This window comes from Micrococcus sp. (assembly GCF_030523875.1).
Classification (GTDB): Bacteria; Actinomycetota; Actinomycetes; order Actinomycetales; family Micrococcaceae; genus Micrococcus.
This window is the reverse complement of sequence record NZ_JAUNHR010000124.1, coordinates 1-4,150: the sequence shown is the minus strand read 5'-3', so window position 1 is coordinate 4,150 and position 4,150 is coordinate 1. Positions and strand designations below refer to the sequence as shown.

Annotated in this window: 2 protein-coding genes; both read left to right on the top strand. The window is 75.3% G+C overall.

Annotation, left to right across the window (positions count from 1 at the left end):
* Window positions 1-210: 210 nt before the first annotated feature.
* Window positions 211-543 carry a DUF6504 family protein gene (locus tag Q4D18_RS11195; protein ID WP_303128447.1) on the top strand — a complete coding sequence of 111 codons (333 nt, stop codon included), beginning with the start codon at window positions 211-213 and terminating at the stop codon, window positions 541-543.
* Window positions 540-4,150, top strand: a 3,611-nt coding sequence (locus Q4D18_RS11190; protein WP_303128444.1) for a DNA polymerase III subunit alpha, incomplete at its 3' end; no start/stop codon positions are given. The genes Q4D18_RS11195 and Q4D18_RS11190, both read left to right, overlap by 4 nt.

Below are 4,150 nucleotides of genomic sequence, written 5' to 3'. Positions count from 1 at the left end.
CCTTAACGTGTCCGCCCCGCTTCCTACGTTGGGAGCATCGAGTTCGAACATGTGTTCGAGTACGATGGGTGTGCGGCATCCGAGGACCACGAGCCCTCCTGCTTCCCCGCATTCTTCCCCCGCCCGGTTCTTCCCACCGGGTGGCCGCACCCCGAGGCCTGTCGGCAGTCCGCCGGCGGGCTCCGATCGTCAGCCATCCAGGGAGAGAACATGGGGACCTTCACGCAGTCCGTCGCCGTGGAGTGCGCGCAGGACGGGGCGCCCGCCCGCCTGCGCTGGGAGGGCCGGGAGTACGTCCTGGCCGAGCGTCCGCTGCGCTGGTTCGAGCGCCGGCGCTGGTGGGCGGAGGAGGTGCGCGCGGAGAAGGGCCGCGGCCCCGGCCTCGTGGACCACGAGATCTGGCGCCTGCAGGTGTGCCTGGCCCGCGCGTCGCACGCCCCCGTGCGGACCGTGGACGTGGCGCACCACATCGACTCGGGACGCTGGCGGCTCGTGCGCGTGCACGAACCCGCCGCGGCGGGCACCCTGCGGCGCAGCGCATGAGCGCCTTCCCGCACCTGCACGTGGTCTCCGCCTTCAGCGCCCACCACGGGGTGAGCTGGCCCGCGGACCTGGCCGCCGCGGCCGCCGCCGCGGGCATGGACCTGCTCGCCTGCACGGACCGGGACGGCCTCTACGGCACCGCCAAGCACGTGGCCGCCTGCCTGCGCCACGGGATCACCCCGATCGTGGGCGTGGACCTCGCCGTGCGCTGGGCCGAGGACGACCCCGCCGGCCGCGTGGTGGTCCTGGCCCGCGGCCGCCGGCAGGGAACCGGATACCGCGCCCTGTGCCGGGTGGTCTCCGCCGCGCACGCCCGCACCTCCGGAGGCTCCGCCGGCGGGGAGCCGTGGGCGTCCGTGGCCGAGCTCGCCGCCGCCGCAGCCGGCCCCGTGCCCCACGCCGCGGACCCCTCCCGGCCCGCCACGCCCGAGCTCGCCGTGCTCCTCGGCCCGGACTCGGACCTCGGCCGCCACCTGGCGCGCCGCCACACCGCCGCCGGGGCCGCCGCGCTGCGGCGCTGGCGCTCCGCCCTGCCCCCCGGGGCGCTCCACGTGGAGGTGGTCAGCCACCTCTCCGCCCCCGGTCAGCGCCTGGACACCGGCCACGCCGTGAAGATGCTGCGCGCCGCCCGCGTCGCCCGCGTCCCGGCCGTGCTCGCCAACGCCGTCCGGTACGCCGCCCCGGACGGGGCCGCCACCGCGGACGTCCTGGACGCCGTCCGTGCCCTGTCCTCCCTGGACGCGGTCCACGACCTCCAGCCCAACGGCCAGGGCTGGCTCAAGCCCACCGAGGCCATGCACCGGATCGCCCGGGAGGTCGCGGACGCCGCCGACGAGCGCCCCGGCCCGCTCCTGGACGCCACCCGCGCCCTCGCCGAGGCCTGCGCGATCGACCCCGAGACCGACCTCGGCTGGGGTGTGCCCCGTGTGCCCGAGGCCGCCGTCGTCGGCATCGAGGGGGACCCGGACACGGTGCTGCGCCGCCGCACCCTCGAGGGCCTCGCCGCCCGCTACCCGGCCCTGCACACCGGGGCCGGCCGGTTCGGCACCGGCCGCGCCGCCCGGGATCTCGAGGACCGTGCCGAGCACGAGCTCGGCATCATCTCCCGCCTGGGCTTCGCCGGGTACTTCCTCACGGTGGCCGCCGTCGTGGACCTCATCGAGGGCATGGGCGTGCGCGTGGCCGCCCGCGGCTCCGGCGCGTCCTCGCTCGTCAACCACGCCCTGCGCATCTCCCACGTGGACCCCATGGCCAACGGCCTGATCATGGAGCGCTTCCTCTCGGACGACCGCTCCACCCTCCCGGACATCGACCTGGACGTGGAGTCCGCCCGCCGGCACGAGATCTACCACGCCGTCGTCGCCCGCTTCGGGCCCGAGCGCACCACCCTGATGAGCATGCAGAACGCCTACCGCGCCCGCGGCGCCGTCCGCGACGCCGGCCTGGCCCTCGGCATGGACGAGCACGAGGTGGACGGGATCGCCAAGCAGCTCTGGCGCTTCTCCGCCTCCGACTTCCGGGGCGCCCTCACCCGCATGCCCGAGCTCTCCGACCTCGCCCGGCGGATCGACTCCGGCCGCCGTGAGGGACGCCACCAGCTCGACCTGCTCGTCGACCTCACCGAGCGCCTCGACCGCCTGCCCCGCCACATCTCCATGCACCCCTGCGGCGTCATCCTCTCCGACGCCCACCTGCTGGACCGCACCCCCGTGCAGCCCTCCGGGATGGGCCTGCCCATGAGCCAGTTCGACAAGCACGACATGGACCCCATGGGCTTCCTCAAGCTCGACATCCTCGGCGTGCGCATGCAGTCCGCCATCGCCTACACCCTCCAGGAGGTGGAGCGCACCACGGGGGAGCGGATCGACCTCGAGAAGGTCCCCCTGGACGACCGCGCCACCTACGAGATGATCCGCACCACCCACACCCTCGGGTGCTTCCAGATCGAGTCGCCCGGCCAGCGCGAGCTCATCGGCAAGCTCGAGCCGCGGGAGTTCAACGACCTCACCGTGGACATCTCCCTGTTCCGTCCCGGCCCCATGCAGTCCGACATGGTCCGGCCCTTCCTCGAGCACCGCCACGGCTGGGCCCCCGCCCGCTACCCCCACCCCGACCTCGAGCCCGTCCTCGCCGAGACCCACGGCGTCACCGTCTTCCACGAGCAGGTCCTGCGCACCATGGACGTGATGACCGGCTGCGGCCTCGCCCGCGCCGACGAGCTGCGCCGACTCATCGGCGGACCCGAGGAGCGGCGCGTCGAGGCGTTCTTCCGCTCCGCCGCCCTCGAGAAGGGCTACGGCCTGGACGTCATCGACGAGGTCTGGGCCACCCTCCACGCCTTCGGCTCCTTCGGCTTCTGCAAGGCCCACGGCGCCGCCTTCGCCGTGCCCACCTACCACTCCGCGTGGCTCAAGACCCACCACCCCGCCGCCTTCATGGCCGCGATCCTCGAGCACGACCCCGGCATGTACCCCGCCCGCCTCATGGTCGCCGAGGCCCGCCGCATGGGCATCCCCGTCCTGCCCGTGGACGTCAACCGCTCCACCCGCCACGTCCGGATCGAGCGCATCCCCTCCCACCCCGAGGTGGACGGTCGTCCCGCCTCGCACGCCGCTCCCGACGCCGGCCGCTGGGGCATCCGCCTGCCCCTCACCGCCCTCTCCGGGCTCAGCGACGCCGAGGTCGACCGCCTCGACGCCGGACGGCCCTACGCCAGCCTCGCCGACGTGCGCGACCGTGCCCGCCCCACCGCGCGCAACCTCGAACGGCTCGCCCAGCTCGGCGCCCTCGACTCCCTCCTGCCCCCGGGCGGCGCCTCCCGCACCGACCTCGTCCACCACCTCGAGATGCAGCACTCCGCCACCCGCTCCGGGTCGCCCGGACGCCTGGCCACGCGCTCGCGGACCGCCCGGGCCCGCCAGGTGGAGGGCCAGCTCAGCCTCGACCTGCCGGACGTCGAGCTCACCGCCCTGGCCCCGCTGTTCCCGGACCCCTCCCGGGACGCGGCCGTGCGCACCGAGCTGGACCTCACCGCCCTGGACGTGACCGCCCACCTCATGGACTCCCACGCCCCCTACCTGGACGCCCTCGGCGTCACCCGGGCGAAGGACCTGCTGTCCCTGCGCACGCAGTCCCGCGTGCTCGTGGCCGGGGTGCGGGTGGCCACCCAGACCCCGCCCATGCGCTCGGGCAAGCGCGTGGTGTTCCTCACGGTGGACGACGGCACCGGCTGCGTGGACGCCTCCTTCTTCACCGAGGCCCAGCACGCCTCGGGGGAGATGCTCTTCTCCGCGCGGCTGCTGCTGATCGAGGGCACCGTCCGCCGCACCGGCGCCCGGGCGGTGTCCGTGCAGGCGGTGCGCGCATGGGACCTGCACCGTCCCGCGACGCTGCCGGACCCGGACTACCTGGACGCCACCCGCGAGCGCTGGCGCGCCTGGCTCGCCGCGGACCGCCGCGCCGCCGCGCTGCGCCGCCGGGGCGTCGAGGTCCCCGACGCCGTGCCGGACATCCCGCACCACGGCACCGGGGGATGGCCGGTCAAGGTGCGTCCCGACGTCGCGCTGCCCATGGCCGCGCGGGTGGCCGCCCGGCCGGCGCCCGCTCC